This window comes from Streptomyces sp. AcH 505, from assembly GCF_000818175.1.
Classification (GTDB): Bacteria; Actinomycetota; Actinomycetes; order Streptomycetales; family Streptomycetaceae; genus Streptomyces.
In genome coordinates this window covers 502,722-518,512 of the sequence record NZ_JTIY01000001.1, presented here as the reverse complement: position 1 = coordinate 518,512, position 15,791 = coordinate 502,722, and the positions used below count along the sequence as shown (strand labels likewise).

The window sequence follows — 15,791 nt, the reverse complement described above, 5'->3', positions numbered from 1 at the left end:
CCGCGCTCGGCGGCCGGTTCGTCTGCCCGGGCGACCAGGAGTGGCCCAGCCAGCTCGACGACCTCGGCGCGGCGGCCCCCATCGGGCTCTGGGTGCGCGGCGGACCCGATCTGCGGCTGTGGGCGCTGCGCTCCGTCGCCGTGGTGGGGGCCAGGGCGTGTACTCCGTACGGGGCACACATGGCGGCCGGACTCGGCGCGGGACTCGCCGAGCGCGGCTGGGTCGTCGTCTCCGGCGGCGCGTTCGGGGTGGACGCCGCGGCGCACCGCGGCGCCCTCGCGGCGGGCGGCGCGACCGTCGCCGTACTGGCCTGCGGGGTCGATGTCGTCTATCCGCGCGGTCATGCCGAGTTGATCGCACGCATCGCCGAACAAGGTCTGGTCATCGGGGAATTGCCGCCCGGCGACCACCCGACCCGCAGCAGGTTCATCCTGCGTAACCGCGTGATCGCCGCGCTCACCCGGGGCACGGTGGTGGTGGAGGCGCAGTACCGCAGCGGCTCGCTGGTCACGGCCCGCAGCGCGCAGCGGCTCGGGCGGCACACGATAGGGGTCCCCACACCTCTTTCCGGGCGCACCGCTCTGGCTCCGATCCGCTTCCGCATGGACAGGGTGGCCGCCTGACGCCCCCACACGGCACGAGGCCCGGGAGGGCATTCTCCCGGGCCTCTCGTGTGCCCGCCGGGCCTGGGAGGCCGGGGCGGGGTCTCGTGCGCTCCGTAGTACCGCCGGAGGCCGGGACGATCTATGTGGCGGCTCCGGGCTCTATGGGCCGCACGCGCTCCAGCGGCACATCCCACTCAAGGCCGCCACCCTCGGGCACCAAGAACGCCTGCTGGCTGACCAGCTTGCCCGACTGCTTGAGACGCTCCTCAAGGACGCCCATCAGCAGGCCCGTCCGTTCCGAGATCGTGTCCATCACGAGGGTTCCGCGCGGGTAGGGCAGCGCCCCGTGGCTGAGGGTCGTCGGTGGCTTCTCGAACCCGGTCACTGGCAGCCCCCTCGCTGAAGTGCTTCGGCCAGGCGGGCAGCCACGTCGGCACGCACGCGCCCCAGTTCAACGAGCCGCAGTGCGGGTGACGCAGTGTCGACGCTCAGGGAGGGGAGGACGATCCCGACTTCGGCCAGCGCTGCCCGCAGGGACTCCATCGCCGTGAATGGGTCGATGCCCTGCTGTTCCTTGGTTGCCATGAACAGGACGCTAGAAGTGGGTAGTTGTCCGGCGGTATGCTGTTTTCTCGAATTTGCTCGACTGACCACGAAGATTGCTGCTGTTTTCTCCTAGACCCTGCCTGACCTCATGGTGTCGGGCTGAGGCCCCGGCCATGCTGTTGATCAACACCCCTGGAAGGGAGAGCGTCATGGCTCGTCAGTTGCGCTTCACCGGCACAGACAGCAAGGTCGACGGTTGCCCCGCCCTGCACACGGACGAGGGCACGGGCGAGATCATCGTTCAAGGCACGCCCGTGACCGACCCCGGAGACCTCGCGCAGCTCCAGCACTTCGGGCCGGACGATGCGGCGGTGGTCGTGCCGCACGAACTGCTCGTGAACTGGGGACCGAAGGAGATGGAGCGGGTGCCCGAACTCGTCGACCGGGCCACCTTCCGCCGACTGTTCGAGACCTTCAAGCACACCGCTTGGCGGCTGGAGACCCGACGCGGTTACGCGTCGGACCGAGACGACCCCGACTTTCAAGAGTTCCTGGCCACCGGCTCCTCGCCCTGCGATCCCAACGAGCCCTGGTTCGTCAACATCAAGGCGCAGACCGAGGCAGGCAAGCGCGTCGGCCGCGTCCGCATCGCCGACCGCCCGATGACCACCGAGCAGCGGTTCCTACTCGACTACGCCCGGCACAACGCGGCGGTCGGCGAGGACATGCGTTACCTCTGGCGCGAGGACGCGGCCGACCTGCCCGCCGAAGACTTCTGGATCTTCGACTCTCGGATCGTCGCAGTTCTGCACTTCGATGACGCCGACAACATCACGGACATCGAGCTGATCACCGAACCGGCTGAGGTCGTGCGGTACGCCATCGTCCGTGACGCGGCGATGCACCACGCTGCGCCGTTCGACCAGTTCGCCGCGACTGAATGACGCGTGACCGGTGAGCACTGACTACCAGCAGGCACGAGCGGCGTTGGGGGCGCGGCTGCGCGAACTGCGTTTCTCGTGCCCTGGCGGTCGGCTCACCGGACAGCAGCTCGCCCAGCGGCTCGGCTGGCAGGGCTCCAAGGTCAGCAAGCTGGAGAACGGCAAGCAGACAGCCACCCCCGAGGACTTGAAGGCATGGGCCGACGCCACCGAGCAGCCGGGCACGTACGCCGAGCTTGCCGCCCGGCTGGCTGGGTTCGAGTCCCAGATCAGGTCATGGCGTCGGGCGCTGGCGAACGGCTTCAAGCCGCTGCACGAGGGCTTGAGTGCGGAGATCGACCGCACCTCACAGATGTGGATCTGGGAAGAGTCCGTGATTCCTGGTCTGTTGCAGACCCCCGAATACGCCCGCCACGTCATCCAGCGCTATTCGGAGCTGCTGGGCGGAGCCAGCGACATTGAGGCCGCCGTGCGCTCCCGGGCGCAGCGGCAAGAGTGGCTGTACCGGCCTCGCCGCAAGCTGCACGTGTTGATGTGGGAGGCCGCGTTGCGGTCGCTGATCTGCCCGCCCTCGGTGCTGGTGGCCCAGCTTGACCGCCTCACCGGAATGATCGGGATGGACACGGTGGAGCTGGGCGTCATCCCGTTCACGGCGTCCGTGAAGATCGTGCCCGCCAACGGGTTCTGGGTCCTTGATGATCGCCTGGTGGTCGCGGAGGACTGGCACGCCGAGATGTGGTTGGACGACGCCGACAACGTCGCCTTGTACTCGAAGGTCTGGCGCACCCTCCGCGAGTCGGCCGTGTACGGGGCCGACGCCCACAACGTCATCAACGCAGCCAGGCGCGCGCTGAACCCGCGTTGACGGGTCGCCAGGGGCGAGGTTCTCCGTAGCCATCCCCGGGCCTCGTGCTGGCGGGTACGGCCGGACGCCCCGGGCGGGGGCTCCAGGCCGCCGGAGATACCACGAGAGGCCGCCGCTGGGTATGCCGTGCCCGCTGCCCGGAGCCCCGGACGGCCGGGCGTCATGTTGAGGACTGGGTCCGGCGGCCGGCGTCACTTCCCGTATTGAAAATCGTCACCTCCCGTGAGTGCTCCGGGAGGGTCGGGAAACCCCTCCTACTTGCGCGATGGGCAAATAGACACAGCGCGAACCCCCGTGTTTTTCTGGGATCAGCCGGGCGGCTCAGCCCCCGGTCAGGTCCCCTGCTTCGGCAGGGCGAGGCCCAAGTTTCCGCATGGCGGCGAACCCCACTCATTTCTCTGACGGGAACCGCCATGCCTGCACGCACATTCAGCCCTGACGCTCTGCGCCAGATCCGGCGTGAGCGCGGGGTGAGCCAGAGGCGATTGGCCACCTGCCTCGGCGTCCACAACACCGCCATCTCGGCGTACGAGAACGGCCGTCGCCGTCCGGACGTCAACACCCTGGCCACCATCGCCGACGCCCTCGGCGTCCGCATGGACGACTTCGTCAAGGCCGGTGCCGCGTGATGGACCTCAAGGCCGCGCGCCCCATGACGGACGCCGAGCGTCGTCGGCTCATCCGGCTCCTGTTCGGCCCCCGGCCGACCGAGCCGCAGAAGTAACCCCACCCCAAACACAGTTCGACCCCGCCCGGTCTGCCAACCGGCGGGGCCACGAAAGGAACTGTCTCCATGAGTATCGAAACACGCGATTTCCCCCAGGCGCAAGCCGTCCCGATGGAGCCCGCCAAGGGGCCGTTCGCGGAGTCCTGGCAGCAGTACCGCGAGGCCGGTTGGATGGGCACCATCCAGCTCCCGAAGCTGTCCAAGCGCATCAAGGTCGTTGGATTCACGGGCGACCAGGGCGAGTTCCCCACCGACGACCGGTGCGAGCTGTGGGCGCTGACCTCCAACGCCAACATCGGGCTCCGGATGCCGGGCAATGTCATCGGGATCGACGTTGACGAGTACGACAACAAGCACGGTGCCGCCCAGCTCGTGGAGCTTGAGGCCAAGTGGGGCGAGCTGCCCCCCACGTGGATGACCACCGGGCGAGGGTTCGGCCCGAGCGGTAAGCGGATGTATCGGGTGCCGGATGGCCAGCAGTGGCCGACGCAGATTGCCGACGACATCGAGTGCTTGCAGTACCGGCACCGGTACGCGGCCGTCTGGCCTTCCGTCGTTGCCGACAAGCACGACCCGACGCAAAGCCGCTTGGAGCGTTGGTACACCCCGGAGGGTCGGATCTCGGACCGCGTGCCGACCGTGGACGAGCTGCCCAAGCTTCCCGCTTCGTGGGTTACCGGACTCCTCACGCTGACGCGAGGCGGCAGCAAGTCCACGCCGAACCCGGCTGACTTCCCCGCCAAGGTCAAGTTCCCGGCCAGCGCCGAGGACTGCAAGGACTGGTTCGACCACATGCTTCTCGACCGGAGCAACCCCGGCCGAGGCAATCAGAACTCGCTGTCGGTCGTTGGCGGAGCGGTGCAGTCCTGCGTCCGAAACGGCCTTCCGTTCAAGCTCGCCCTTGCCATCGCCCTGAACTACGAGGGCGCATCGGACGACCCGCAGGCCCGAGCGGTCATCTACGACCAGGCCGCCCGGATGTGGGCCGACGAGGTCGCCAAGAAGCGCGACGACCTGACGGAGAAGTTCGCCGAGGCGAGCGGATTCCTTGAGCCCCGAGAGGAGGGCATCGGTTACGTGACCCTGTCCGACAACAGGTTCGGCAAGGCGGAAGAGGTGCCGTTCGGTGACTTCAAGGTCTTGGCGACCAGCGTGCACACGCAGGACGGCCGGACCGTGTGGACCCTGGACCTGACGCACAAGTCCGGGAAGGTCTTCGAAGACGTCGAGATGACACATGAGGTGCTGTCCTCGACGCAGGCGCTCCGGCGGTGGCTCCAGGGCTACCGATGCTCGCTGTTCTTCGCCAACGACCGCGACCAGCGGGGCACGGCCGGAACTCGGCTCCAGGCCCTGTTGGAGTCACAGAACCCGGTTGACTGCCGTGTCGTGAACTACCTCGGGTGGGACGACAAGGCAGGCGTCTTCGTGACCTTCGAGGGCGCAATCACGGCGGACGGTATCGACACCCGAGCCAACGTCCGGCCGAGCCGCGACCTGATCGCCCGAGGGTTGATCAGCCACGTCTACGGATTCCGGCCCGAGGAGGAGACGCGGGACGTCCTCCGGGAGGTGCTGACCTTCCACGACGAGACCGTTACGTCGGTCGTCTTCTCGTGGCTCTGCGCAGCCGTCTTGAAGGGCCACCTCAAGCGGCAGTCGTCACAGTTCCCGATCCTCGTGGTTGAGGCTCCGTCCGAGTCGGGCAAGTCCACGGGCTTCTCTTCGATGGCCTATCAGCTCCTCGGCTCCAAGCTGGCCGAAGCTGGTGACTCGACCCCGGCCGTCCTGCGTGACTCGATGACCGCCCACCGGGGCGCACCGGTCCGCATTGACGACATGGACAGCATCGCGCCGCTGCTGGCGAACCTGCGACAGGTCACCGTCGAGGGCTACAGCGACAAGATGGGCGAGGACCGCCGAAGCACGGTTCGAAACAAGCTCGTCGCTCCGGTCTGGCTGTCCGGCGAGGGTGTCACGGCCGTTCACGAAGAGAAGGCCATCAAGGACCGATCGGTCCTGCTGCGGATGCCGAACCCCAAGGGCCGCGTCTCGCTCAAGGACCCCAACCGGCCGCAGTGGGACGACATCCAGGACCTCATGGCGAGGTACCCGGACGGCCTGTCGGTGATGGCCGGGACGCTGGTTCAAATGGTGCTGCGCCACGCGGCCCGGGTGGACGAGTTCAAGGCGCTGCGAGGCGCGTCCGGCCGTCACGCCGACAAGATGGCCATCCTGCGGGTGGGTGCCCGCGTCCTTGCCGACGTGACGCAGGACGAGACCCACGCCAAGCGCGTTGACGAGTGGGTCACTGACCAGGTGGACACGGGCGCTGAGAACGCTATGACGCTCAAGGTCATTCCGACTGTGGTCAAGGTGCTGGGCGTCCCGTCGAAGCCGGTCGAGATCGACCACGCGCCGCACTTCGGGATTGCCTCGCCGATCGTCTTCCGAGAGGCACCGGGCCAGGCCGACCGCGCGATGTGGGTCAACATCACGAACCTCGCCGAGTGGTGGAAGAAATACAACAACGGCAAGGTCGCCGAGCGCACCGAGACAGGCGAGGCCATGGCCGGGCAGGCGAACCAGCTCGGGATGAAGGGTCGCCGAGCGGGTGAGCGAAACGTGGACTGGGCGCAGTTCAACGTCAGCAAGGCGACGCCTGACGGCACGGTCAAGAAGGTGCTGTACCAGCGGGTGCCGGATGAGAACGCGGCTCGGGTCCTCGAATCCCTCGGCATCGAGATCGGCGCGGACGAGGAGTCCAACCCCCGGAAGCTGAACCCCGCGCAGGTTGCGGCAATCGACCGGGCCTGACCGCCAGCGGAAACCGGGGGTGGTTTCCGTGCGGGTTGGAGGTGGTTTCCCTGGGTGGTTTCCCCCTGGTGTCCAGGCCGGAGGAAACCACCCCGACCCGGCAGGAAACCACTAGAGACCCCAGAGGAAACCACCCTGGTTTCCATGCTCCGTGGCCGGTCAGAGCATATGCAGCACCCAGAGGAAACCAGGAAACCATCTAGAAACCAGAACTACAAAAAGAGCGGACCGTACCGAAAACCCCTACCGACAGAGCGGGGTGCGCGTCTTCTCCCAGGTGGTTTCCTGGTTTCCATCCCGCGTCAATTCAGCAGAAGCGAGGCAAAATCGTGAGTGCGAGATGGTTCAAAATCCAGGTGGACGACGCGGGGGGCGCGGTCTACCGGTCGGAGCACAGCCCGACCATGCACCTGGGCAGCCGGGCAAGCGGTATGTACGTGCACGCCAAATTTCGGTACCTGCACGACGACTACGGCGAAAGCATCTTGATTACACAGCCCGGCCCAATCTGGGATGGCGCGCAGGTGGTGGCGGAATTCGACAACCGCGAAATGGCCGTTGCCGACAGGGAGCGTGTCGCCGGAGGCTGAGGCCAGAGAAGGCCCACGGGAGACACCAGAGAGGCCGCCCCGGTACCGAGCGCCGGGGCGGCCGTCCTGTGCCCGGGAAGACCCCACGGGAGCCCGGGACGGGCACGCCGCCGGGCAGCAGGTGGCCCCGGAGAAAGCCCAGGTGGGGGTGCGATCACGACGAGTTTCAGGCGATCACGGGAAGTTACGCCGGCCTCGGGGTTGCCCCTCAACATGCAGCAGCCCCGGTCGCTCTGTCATCGAGAAGCGACCGGGGCTGAGGTCCCCGCTCCTGGTGCGGACCTTTCCCAGGAAAGCAGGCGCGCGGGTGGCCGTCTATTTGCGGGAAACGCAACCTCGAAATGGTATTACAGAGCGCCACATGTGGGGGCTTTAATTGGGGGATGGACAGGGCGCGAAAGAGCCCGGTGTTCTCGGGTCAGAAGCTACGAGAAGCCCGCCACGTGCGGGGGCTTTCTCAAATGCAGGTGGCCGAAAAGATGGGCATCGGACACATCTCATTGAGTCATTGGGAGAACGGCAGATACGCGCCGAACGGCATCAACATGGTTCTTCTGCTGCGGGCACTCGGTTGCGAATTGGAGGAGGTGACGGAATGAGCGACGCATTCGAGTACGTAGACGGCGGCGATGGCCTGCCCGCGTGGGCGATGGTCAAGACCGAATTCGGAACGGTGCCGGTGCGAGTGGCGTCGTGGTGCATCACCGCCGACGGAGTCACGCCGAACCTGTCACCTCTGGCCGGAACCGAAGGCGGCGAAATCGAGAGCGTGACGCGAATGGACCGCATGGAGGCATGGGGCCAGGTGGCCGCGTGGAGCAAGGTGCGGGAGGCCGCGAAATGACGGCCCAGCAGATCACCGAGGAATGGCGCAAGATCGAGGGATTCCCGCAAGTCTACGAGGTGTCGAATTTCGGGGAAGTTCGGTCCTGGTCGCCAATGAAGCGCGGGGGAACGCTCCGGCAGAAGAACAACCGGGACGGATACCCGATGGTCAGGCTGCCGAGCAGGGCAGGCAAGGTCTTGTGGTTCGCGGTTTACAAACTAGTGGCAGCGGCATTTCCGGAGGAGGAGTCAAAATGAGCTGGTACGAGGGAGCCGAGCCGGGGTGGCTCACGATCGAGGTCAACCCGAATACGGGAAAGACCAGCGTCGAAAAGGTGTGGCACTTCGAGATGAACGAAGAGGGCATCACGCCGCTGGTGAAGAACGCGGACGGGGCGATGGTCGAGAGCACGCCGAACCTGGTGGACGTGATCAGGGCGACGCCGCTCGAAGCGGCCAAGATCGCGGCCATGTACAAGCTCAAGGCGATGGCCGACCGGGCGACCACACAGCAGCAGATGGACTCGATCAGCGAGGCGTCCAAGTTCGTGATGGCGTGGAGCGCAAGTGACCGGTGACCTGTTGCCGTTCCAGCCGGAAGGCAGCCCCGCGCTACCGGTAGACCTCACGTACGAGGAGCAGATCGTTTTGGAATTTTGCCGCGAAGGCAAATCCCGGAACGAGATCTCAACGTTGACCGGTGTTTCAACCTGGACCGTCAGCAAAATCGCATCGGAACACGGCCACTACTTCGGCCGAAGTGCTCAGATCGCGGCAGCGTCGGCGGCCAGGGTGGCGCAGATCCGAGAGCGTCAACACCGACTGGCCATGCAGCTCCTCGACACAGCCGAGCTTTACGCCGACCGGCTGGCCGAAGCGAATTCCCCCAAGGACGGCCAAGCCCTGGCCCGTGCCGTTTCCGATCTGGTGAGTTCACATCAGCTCTTGAACGGCACGTCGGCCAACGAGCTTGAAGAGACCAAGGACTTCTTGGTTGACCTCCGAGTTCAGCTCGTCAAGGTGCGCGACGGATTCGAGAACCAGTACGGCGTTCCATTCGAGAGCGACGAAGCAGCCCAGATCATCAAGCAGGAGGAAACGCAAGATGACGAATCGTGAATACGGCCAGATCGTGCAGGGGCCGATGACCTCGGACGGCCCGAGCGTGGACGAACTCCGGGCGCAGATGCACGGCGGGCAGGTGGCCGGGTCGTACGCCTACCGGGAGCCGCAGGGCGTGCAGGTGGCCAGCGTCACCCAGGGCGAGGAGGTCCGCCAGGGCGACGGCACGATGACCGACGCCGACGCGGCCCAGATCCGCCGGTCGGCAGGGATCGGCCACGACAACCGCCACGCGGCGGACGTGGCCAAGTCGTACAGCGAGCGGCGCGACCCGCTGACGGGCCACGCGATCCGGGTGTACGACGACGGCCGGACCGAGGACATGGACGCCGACGAGGCCAAGCCGCGCCGACGCCAGATCGTCCAGACCCCCAAGGTCTGGTACGGGACGGGCCAGGACGACCCGGCCGCATAGGTCGTCCCGGGCAGGACGGGGGCCGCCCGATCGCTCCCGTCCCGCCGGGGTCTCCCAGCCCGGCCAGCCGCCCGGAGGCCGGGGGAGAGCCACGGAGAGCCGCAGCCAGAACGACACCCGAAACGGGCGTCAGCCCGCCCATTCCGCGCACCGCCCGGGAGAGATCCGGCGGGGGTCCGGCCGATCTTGCGGACCAGGCAAATCAGGTCCGCAGCGGGTCCGGGCCGACCTGCCGACCGCGCAAGTTCCAGATCCAGACCCGGCGTTGAGATCCGGCCCGATCTTGACGACCTGGCAGGCCAGATCCGGACCGAGTCCGGACCCGAGCCCAGACCATGCGGACCAGGCAAGTCAAGATCCGGGCCGACTTGCGGACCCGGCACAGACCCGGCACGAGGTCCGGAGGTCGGACCCCGCAGGAGCCCCCCACCGCGCCAATAAGTCAACCCTTCGCCGGCGTCACGACCGGTTACAGATCTCAATACGAGAAGTTACTAGGAGGAAGTTCGATGCAGCAGGCCCGAATCATTGAGGCGTCCCGCGAGATGGTGGGTTCGGCCATGGCGTACAGCCCTGAGGGAATGATGCAGATCGGCAGCGACCTGGCGTCGTTTCCCGAAGCGCTGGCGAACGTCGCCAAGTCCATTCAGGCGATGACGCGTCAGGTTCAGGAGGGGGACACCCCCATGGACCCGGCCATCGTCGGTATGGTCCGCGCGCTGCATCAACAGATCGTGGCCGCGTCCGAGATGGCCAAGGACATCGGCCCGATGTTCCGGCAGTTCCACGCGGACGACATCAAGCGCATCGAGCAGCCGCGCCGCAACGAGCAGATGTGGGACTACGGCGCGAACCGGGACTACTCGGCGTGAGTGGAACAGTGGAACTGGAACCGGAACTCAGCCCCCAGGCACCCCCTCTCACCGGCCACGGGAGGGGATGGAGGGGGGTCTCCACCCCGGTTCCAGTTCCACTGTTCCAATTCCGCCGATAACGAGCCGTGACGATTACCGGTCGTGAATTCAGGTGCGCGAATGGGCGTGGTCATTCCTATTCCGTGCACCGCTTTAGCTTTCGTAAAATTTAGATACTTGTTTTCGGCGCAAATCGCGTGTTTTGATTTTCTCAGAATTCCGGACAGGCCGGAATTCCGGGGAATTCAGGGAGCACGAAATGGCCGCCAACACCACCGCCAAGAAGACCGCCGACCAGGCCGAGGCCGCCGAGCCCACCCGCTGCGAATGCAGCCGGTACAGCGTCCTGGTCAACGTCCGGGAGAACGGCACGGATGGCGACCTGACGTGGGACGAGGAGCTGACCACCAAGTGCCAGGCCACCACCAAGCGGACGTTCGCCCCTGGACACGACGCGAAGCTCAAGAGCGCGCTCATCAAGTGGGGTGCCGAGGGCCACGACGTCACCCGTGACGACGACGGCGTGAACACGGTGGCCGACGCCGCCACCCTGGCCGCCAAGTTCCCGTTCGGCCACATGGTCGCCGCCGGGATCAGCCGCGCCGAGGCCAAGGCCGCCGCGAAGGCCGAGCGCGCCGCAGCCCGCGCCGCCAAGAAGGCCGCCCCCAAGGTGAAGAAGCCCCAGGTCGTCACGGCCAAGGTCGGCCGCTGGGAGCGCACCGGGACCGTCGAGGGCGACACCTTCACCTACGCCGACGCCAAGGGCGAGACCAAGACCACCACCAAGTTCCAGCTCGTCTGACCGACCCGCCCCCGCCGGGCGGTCGGCACAGGCCGCCCGGCTCCCCTGAGGAGCCCTTGATGTACAAGATCCAGTTCCGCAACCCGCAGGGCCGCATGGTCACCGCCCAGCTCGCCAGCTCGGACGAGATCCGGAAGCTCGCCAACAAGGCACAGCGCGAGATGCCCGAGACCCACGAACTCCGGGTGCGCGAGACCGCCGTGGACGAGGCGTCCGGCGATTTCATCTGGGCCGACTGCACGGCCGAATTCACCCGCTGACGAACCAGCCCGGCCGAGGTGGCACCCCCGGCCGGGCCTGAGTGCTGAGACAAGGAATCGCCAGCATGAACAAGCAAAACACGACGGTCATGAGGGCCGCCATCCTGGAGCGGGTCAGTACCGAGGAGCAGACGCGCGGCTACGGCCTCGACGTTCAAGACGACGCCTGCCGGGAGTACGTCGACCGCAAGGCATGGGCGTTGGTAGACGTCTACGCCGACGGCGGGGTGTCCGGGTCGCTGACCTCCCGTCCCCAGTTCAACCGCTTGATGGAGGACGTGAAGGCCGGGCGGATTGATGTGGTCGTGGTCCACAAATTCGACCGCGTGGGTCGCACCGGACGCGCCTTCTGGCGCTGGATCTGGCAGCTCGAAGACCTCGAAATCGCGATCGTGTCGGTCACCCAGGAGATCGACACCACGACCACGCACGGCAAGTTCATGTTGCAGCAGTACGCCGCCATCGCGGAGATGGAGTACAACCTCATCCGCGAGCGCACCCAAGGTGGGTTGCAGAAGAAGGCGGAGTCAGGCGGGTGGCCCGGGGGCTCCCCTCCTTACGGCTACCGCATTGAGGGCATGGGCAAGCGTGGGTCGTTCCTCGTCATTGACGAGCACGAGGCCGCCCTACTCAAGGCGATGTGGAAGATGGCCGTCGAGGAGAAGCTGAACACCAGGAGCATGGCGTCAAGGTTGAACGCCCTCTCGATGTACACACGATCGGGTAAGCCTTGGTCGCATTCCAACCTGCGGGCAAAGCTGCTGTCCGACTCGACCACCAAGGGCATCGTGACGTTCCGGAACCCCAACCGGTCCAAGGCCGGGCACGGGGCCGAGATGAAGAAGGACGGCACGGCCAAGCACGGGGCAACGGTTGCCATTCCGCTTGACCCGATCTTCACGCCTGCCGAGGCTGCCGACCTCAACCGCGCCATGGGGCGGCTGGCCATCGGCACCCCCAAGTCGAGGCCGCACGGCTACCCCCTGTCGAAGCGTCTCTTCAACGCGTGTGGTGCTCACTACGTCGGCATGAAGCGGACCAGCCGCCCAGGTCGCTGGTACCGCTGTTCCGGCAAGGCCGAGCCTTACCCGGGAGCGCCGAAGTGCACGTGCGACATGGTGGACGCCGAAGCAATGGAGGGGGCTGTCTGGGGCGACGTGGTCGGCCTGCTCGGAGACCCCGCCCGGCTCAAAGCGATGGCGGCTGAGTGGGTCGGAATGGCGGAGGGTGACCAGACCAACCACGCCGACCGCATCGCCGACCTTGACCGACAGATCAAGGAGCGCGAGCAGGCCATCACGACCACGGTCACGGACTACGCCAAGGCAGGTCTTCCAGTGGTCGCCGTGCAGGCAGCCACCCGTGCGCTGACCGAGGAGCTTGAACAACTCCAGGCGATGCGAACCGAGGCCACCGCGTGGCTTGAGGAAACCGAGGCCGCCGAGCAGCGAGCGCACGACCTCGCAGCCCTGGCCGACGTGGCGCGTACCCGGCTGCACGACATGACTCCGGCCGAACAAACCGAGGTGCTGGCGCTCCTGGACGTGCGCGTCACGATCACGGGTCCGGTGCCCAAGCCGAAGCTCGGGCTGTCCTGCTCGATGACAGAGTGGTTCAAGGAGAACAACCGTCTCGTCCCGGACGAGCTGACCGACGACATGTGGGCTTTGGTCGAACCAATCGTCAAGGCGTGGGAGCCGAAGAACCACAAGCTCATTCCGGGTCGGCAGATGCTTGACGCGATGTTCTACAAGGCAAGGACGGGCCGCAGGTGGTGCGACCTGCCCGAACGGTTCGGTCGCTGGAACGGCATCCACACCCGGTACAAGACATGGTCGAACAACGGTGTCTGGGACGAGATCCTCAGCGCGCTCCCTAATAAGGGGACGTTGGTGCCTGAACTCAACCTCGTGCCGCCCTTCCGGGTTGAGGGACGCGTGGACCCCCGGGTGATGACCGAAGCTGAGATGGCACCCGCAGAAACAGGCGTCCCGGGCCCGGCGACCAGCGGTCTGTCGGCGGGGGTGCACGAGCTGCTGCGAAGCGAAGGTGTGCTGGTCACGGACGCGGCCGAAGTGGCGGAGCTGGTCGGGGACATCGGCGATCTGGCCCCGCCCCGCACCGGTCCCGTCCTGCCCAGGGACCTGCTCGACCCGGTCGGCGCCCGGGTGCTGGAGGCCCTGCCCGGCGGTGGCACGGCCGACGTCCGGCAGCTCGCGACGGCGGCCGGTACGACACCGGACGAGGCGCTCGGCAAGCTCTACGAACTCCACTCGTTGGGGTTCGTCGAACGGCGCGGCGACGCCTGGCGCCCCGCCTTCCTCGCGGCAGAGCCGGTCGCGACCCGGCGAGGCGGTGCTTGACCTGGGGCATTCGGGTGAAATGGTGAGAGCGATGACCTTTGTATTTCTATCGGGGATAACCCTGCCGGCGGCAGTGACACCGGGAGGAACGGGCGCCCGTTCCTCGCGCACCGCGACTCCTCAGTCACGCTACGCTCACCAGGATTCCGGCCCAGACGGACAGCCCCCACGCTTTCCCCCCGCACTTCACAGCAGAACGGCTCAAGGCAACGCATGCCCCAGCACACCTCCGGGTCCGACCGCACGGCGCCCCGGGCAGCGCCCCCAGCCGCCCGGAGCGCCGAGCGGCCGACCGCACCGTCGGCTCTCGACGCGCTGTGGCGGTCGTACAAGACCACGGGTGAGAAGCGGTTGCGCGAGCAGCTGATCCTGCACTACTCGCCGCTGGTGAAGTACGTCGCCGGCCGGGTGAGCGTGGGGCTGCCGTCCAACGTCGAGCAGGCGGACTTCGTCTCCTCCGGGGTCTTCGGGCTCATCGACGCGATCGAGAAGTTCGACATCGAGCGGTCGATCAAGTTCGAGACGTACGCGATCACCCGGATCCGGGGCGCGATCATCGACGAACTCCGGGCGCTGGACTGGATCCCACGCTCCGTGCGGCAGAAGGCGCGGGCCGTCGAGCGGGCGTACGCCACCCTGGAGGCGCAGCTGCGGCGTACCCCCTCCGAGGCCGAGGTCGCCGCGGAGATGGGGATCCAGCTGGAGGAACTGCACGCCGTTTTCAGCCAGTTGTCCCTCGCCAACGTGGTCGCCCTGGAAGAACTGCTGCATGTCGGCGGTGAGGGCGGCGATCGGCTCAGCCTGATGGACACCCTGGAGGACACGGCGGCCGACAACCCGGTCGAGGTCGCCGAGGGCCGCGAGCTGCGCCGGCTGCTCGCCCGCGCGATCAACACGCTCCCCGACCGGGAGAAGACCGTGGTCACGCTCTACTACTACGAAGGCCTCACGCTCGCCGAGATCGGCAACGTCCTCGGGGTGACCGAGAGCAGGGTCAGCCAGATCCACACCAAGTCCGTCCTGCAGTTGCGGGCCAAACTGGCCGACGTCGGACGTTGACGCCGATCTGCCGCTGAATCGTGCCTGCCGCGTCCGTAGAGTGGTGCCGTGCCCAGGATTCGAGCGGCCTCGGTGGCCGAGCACCGGAACATGCAGCGCGACGCCCTGCTGGACGCCGCGCGCTCCCTGCTGTCCGAAGGCGGTACGGAAGCGCTGACCTTCCCCGCCCTCGCCGAGCGCACCGGCCTCGCCAGATCCTCGGTGTACGAGTACTTCCGCTCCCGCGCCGCCGTCGTTGAGGAACTGTGCGCCGTCGACTTCCCCCGCTGGGCGGCGGAGGTCGAGGCGGCGATGGCCTGCGCCGACACCCCGCAGGCCCAGGTCGAGGCCTATGTGCGCCGGCAGTTGGCGCTGGTCGGCGACCGCAGTCACCGGGCCGTCGTCGCGATCTCGGCCGGTGAACTGGACGACGGAGCGCGGGAGAAGATCCGCGCGGCGCACGGCGGTCTGATCGCCATGATCGTGGAGGCGCTGGCCGCGCTCGGCCACGAGCAGCCGAGGCTCGCCGCGATGCTCCTCCAGGGAGTCGTCGACGCCGCGGTCCGCCGGATCGAGCTCGGCGCGGCCGAGGAACCCGCCGAGATCGCCGAGGCCGCCGTCTCGATGGCGCTGCGCGGCGTCGGCAAGGACTGACGCACCGGCGGGGTAACGGTTCGGCTCACCGGCTGCGCCACCCCGAAGACCGGCAGCAGCCGGGACGGGCCCCGGCGCAGCAGCTCGGGCGGCAGCAGGGACAGCGGGTCCAGATACACCGCACCGCGCAGCAGCCCCCAGTGCAGACACCCCCCGGCGCAGTGCGAGGGGCCCGCCGCCAGCGTGGCGACCAGCTGCCCCTCGGTCACCTCGGCGCCCTCGGCGACGAGCGGTTCCACCGGTTCGTACGTGGTGCGCAGCGGTGGGTCGCCCGTACCGGCCAGCGCGACGGAGAGCACCCCGTGCC

The 15,791-nt window shown here is 67.2% G+C and carries 20 protein-coding genes and 2 pseudogenes; 19 read left to right on the top strand and 3 right to left on the bottom strand.

Features of this window, described 5'->3' with window-relative positions:
• The coding region (dprA, locus tag HY68_RS02335) for a DNA-processing protein DprA (protein ID WP_041983927.1) at positions 1-623 on the top strand (623 nt) is incomplete at its 5' end.
• A gap of 121 nt (positions 624-744) precedes the next feature.
• On the opposite strand, the gene HY68_RS02330 is transcribed toward dprA, so the two are convergent.
• Together HY68_RS02330 and HY68_RS02325 are read right to left on the bottom strand one after the other, a co-directional pair.
• Positions 745-990 carry a hypothetical protein gene (locus tag HY68_RS02330; RefSeq protein WP_078863393.1) on the bottom strand — a complete coding sequence of 82 codons (246 nt, stop codon included), beginning with the start codon at positions 988-990 and terminating at the stop codon, positions 745-747.
• Positions 987-1,190, bottom strand: coding sequence for a hypothetical protein (locus HY68_RS02325; RefSeq protein WP_041983923.1), 204 nt, complete (start codon positions 1,188-1,190; stop codon positions 987-989). Before HY68_RS02325 ends, HY68_RS02330 begins: the two co-directional genes overlap by 4 nt.
• Positions 1,191-1,360: 170 nt before the next feature.
• Between HY68_RS02325 and HY68_RS02320 the strand changes: the two genes are divergently transcribed.
• The 18 genes and pseudogenes from HY68_RS02320 to HY68_RS02245 all read left to right on the top strand — a co-directional run bounded on the left by HY68_RS02320 (position 1,361) and on the right by HY68_RS02245 (position 15,484).
• Entirely contained in the window at positions 1,361-2,095 is a 735-nt protein-coding gene (locus tag HY68_RS02320) for a DUF6879 family protein (RefSeq protein ID WP_041983921.1), read from the top strand.
• A 10-nt stretch (positions 2,096-2,105) separates the two neighbouring features.
• Positions 2,106-2,957 carry a helix-turn-helix transcriptional regulator gene (locus tag HY68_RS02315; RefSeq protein ID WP_041983918.1) on the top strand — a complete coding sequence of 284 codons (852 nt, stop codon included), beginning with the start codon at positions 2,106-2,108 and terminating at the stop codon, positions 2,955-2,957.
• 413 nt (positions 2,958-3,370) lie between these two features.
• Positions 3,371-3,586 carry a helix-turn-helix transcriptional regulator gene (locus tag HY68_RS02310; RefSeq protein WP_041983916.1) on the top strand — a complete coding sequence of 72 codons (216 nt, stop codon included), beginning with the start codon at positions 3,371-3,373 and terminating at the stop codon, positions 3,584-3,586.
• A 164-nt stretch (positions 3,587-3,750) separates the two neighbouring features.
• Positions 3,751-6,501 (top strand): bifunctional DNA primase/polymerase, encoded by a 2,751-nt coding sequence (locus tag HY68_RS02305; RefSeq protein ID WP_041983913.1) that lies wholly within the window; start codon positions 3,751-3,753, stop codon positions 6,499-6,501.
• A gap of 356 nt (positions 6,502-6,857) precedes the next feature.
• Positions 6,858-7,091: a hypothetical protein gene (locus tag HY68_RS02300; protein WP_157874277.1), complete on the top strand. Its 234-nt coding sequence runs from the start codon at positions 6,858-6,860 to the stop codon at positions 7,089-7,091.
• Between the two features lie 383 nt (positions 7,092-7,474).
• On the top strand, positions 7,475-7,690 hold the full coding sequence (locus HY68_RS40325) for a helix-turn-helix transcriptional regulator (protein WP_198533194.1): 216 nt from the start codon (positions 7,475-7,477) through the stop codon (positions 7,688-7,690).
• Complete coding sequence (locus HY68_RS02295) at positions 7,687-7,935, top strand: hypothetical protein (RefSeq protein ID WP_041983907.1); 249 nt, start codon at positions 7,687-7,689, stop codon at positions 7,933-7,935. Before HY68_RS40325 ends, HY68_RS02295 begins: the two co-directional genes overlap by 4 nt.
• Positions 7,932-8,174, top strand: coding sequence for an NUMOD4 domain-containing protein (locus tag HY68_RS02290; RefSeq protein WP_052456996.1), 243 nt, complete (start codon positions 7,932-7,934; stop codon positions 8,172-8,174). Before HY68_RS02295 ends, HY68_RS02290 begins: the two co-directional genes overlap by 4 nt.
• Positions 8,171-8,494, top strand: a complete 324-nt coding sequence (locus tag HY68_RS02285) for a hypothetical protein (RefSeq protein WP_041983906.1) — start codon at positions 8,171-8,173, stop codon at positions 8,492-8,494. The genes HY68_RS02290 and HY68_RS02285 overlap by 4 nt, the downstream gene beginning before the upstream one ends.
• Positions 8,484-9,035: a hypothetical protein gene (locus tag HY68_RS39470; RefSeq protein WP_052456995.1), complete on the top strand. Its 552-nt coding sequence runs from the start codon at positions 8,484-8,486 to the stop codon at positions 9,033-9,035. Before HY68_RS02285 ends, HY68_RS39470 begins: the two co-directional genes overlap by 11 nt.
• Positions 9,022-9,453 carry a hypothetical protein gene (locus tag HY68_RS02275; RefSeq protein ID WP_041983904.1) on the top strand — a complete coding sequence of 144 codons (432 nt, stop codon included), beginning with the start codon at positions 9,022-9,024 and terminating at the stop codon, positions 9,451-9,453. Before HY68_RS39470 ends, HY68_RS02275 begins: the two co-directional genes overlap by 14 nt.
• Positions 9,454-9,962: 509 nt before the next feature.
• Complete coding sequence (locus HY68_RS02270; protein ID WP_041983902.1) at positions 9,963-10,325, top strand: hypothetical protein; 363 nt, start codon at positions 9,963-9,965, stop codon at positions 10,323-10,325.
• Positions 10,326-10,626: 301 nt separating this feature from the next.
• Positions 10,627-11,169 (top strand): hypothetical protein, encoded by a 543-nt coding sequence (locus HY68_RS39465; RefSeq protein ID WP_052456994.1) that lies wholly within the window; start codon positions 10,627-10,629, stop codon positions 11,167-11,169.
• Positions 11,170-11,228: 59 nt separating this feature from the next.
• Entirely contained in the window at positions 11,229-11,429 is a 201-nt protein-coding gene (locus HY68_RS02260; RefSeq protein ID WP_041983899.1) for a hypothetical protein, read from the top strand.
• 65 nt (positions 11,430-11,494) lie between these two features.
• Positions 11,495-12,577: pseudogene (locus HY68_RS46000) on the top strand (recombinase family protein); the annotation flags it as partial.
• The gene (locus HY68_RS46175; protein ID WP_347560648.1) at positions 12,563-13,792 is read left to right on the top strand and encodes a transposase; all 1,230 of its coding nucleotides are present in this window, start codon (positions 12,563-12,565) and stop codon (positions 13,790-13,792) included. The pseudogene HY68_RS46000 and the gene HY68_RS46175, both read left to right, overlap by 15 nt.
• Positions 13,793-14,005: 213 nt before the next feature.
• The gene (gene whiG / locus HY68_RS02250; protein ID WP_041983893.1) at positions 14,006-14,851 is read left to right on the top strand and encodes an RNA polymerase sigma factor WhiG; all 846 of its coding nucleotides are present in this window, start codon (positions 14,006-14,008) and stop codon (positions 14,849-14,851) included.
• A 72-nt stretch (positions 14,852-14,923) separates the two neighbouring features.
• Positions 14,924-15,484: a TetR/AcrR family transcriptional regulator gene (locus tag HY68_RS02245; RefSeq protein ID WP_041983890.1), complete on the top strand. Its 561-nt coding sequence runs from the start codon at positions 14,924-14,926 to the stop codon at positions 15,482-15,484.
• A gap of 29 nt (positions 15,485-15,513) precedes the next feature.
• Here the strand turns inward: HY68_RS02245 and HY68_RS44670 are convergent.
• A pseudogene (locus HY68_RS44670) lies at positions 15,514-15,791 on the bottom strand (M23 family peptidase); the annotation flags it as partial.